General features: G+C 54.1%; 1 protein-coding gene and 1 pseudogene. Both read left to right on the top strand.

Annotation, left to right across the window (positions count from 1 at the left end; genetic code table 11):
* Window positions 1-714: DUF2130 domain-containing protein (locus AWU74_RS06150; protein WP_162504929.1), on the top strand; the 714-nt coding region annotated here is incomplete at its 5' end.
* A 45-nt stretch (window positions 715-759) separates the two neighbouring features.
* A pseudogene (locus AWU74_RS10600) lies at window positions 760-900 on the top strand (ATP-binding cassette domain-containing protein); the annotation flags it as partial.
* Window positions 901-977: the final 77 nt, after the last annotated feature.

Genomic DNA, 977 nt, shown 5'->3' with positions numbered 1-977 from the left:
AAAACAATCGAAGCATTAAAACAAAGAATGCAGGACGCGCAGAAACGCGCGCAGCAAGGGTCAACGAAGTTGCAGGGAGAAATCCTTGAACTCGACACCGGGGCACTGCTTGCGCAAGCTTTCCCTGAAGACGCCGTCGAAGAAGTCAAAAAGGGGAAAAAAGGCGGAGACATTATTCAAACGGTGCGCCTGAGTTCCGGCAGAACCGCGGGCAAAATCCTGTGGGAACTCAAGCGCACAAAGACCTGGTCGGACGGCTGGCTCGACAAGCTGAAAGAGGACACGCGGGAAAGCAAGGCGGAGCTCGCCGTGCTTTCGTCCGAAGCGCTGCCGCCGTATATCGAGCATTTCGGGTATCACAGCGGCGTCTGGATTACCGACATAAAATACCGGCTGGGGCTGGCAACGGCGCTGCGGGAAAGCCTCAAGACCGCCGCCGCTATCAAACAGGCAAACGAGGGCAAGGCGGATAAGGCGGAACAGGTGTTCGCCTATCTTACCGGTACGCAGTTCAAGCAGCGAGTCGAAGCTATCCTTGAGTCCTACGCGGAAATGCAGGGCGACCTTGACGCCGAAAAACGCGCTATGGAGAAGTCGTGGGCAAAACGCGAAAAGCAAATCGAGCGCTTTGTCAAAAATATATCCGGCATGTACGGCGATTTGCAGGGGAGCGGCGCCGCGCTGCCGCATATCCCGCTGTTGGAGCTTGAATAAAACCCACGCTACTTACGGCGCTATTGTCATACGCAAGGAGCAGGCATGATTACAGTCAGCGATTTGAGCCTCAAGTTCGGCGAGCGGACGCTCTTTAAGGACGTAAACATGAAGTTTACGCCGGGGAACTGCTACGGAATCATCGGGGCAAACGGCGCGGGGAAATCGACGTTTCTGCGCGTCCTGCAGTCTTTGTTTTAAGTCTTCGATAGTTTTGTCTTGTTCTTTGAGCTTAAAACCGTTTTCTTGCAGTTTAAGCGCAT

This window comes from Treponema endosymbiont of Eucomonympha sp., assembly GCF_001028545.1.
This window is presented reverse-complemented; position numbering and strand designations above follow the sequence as displayed.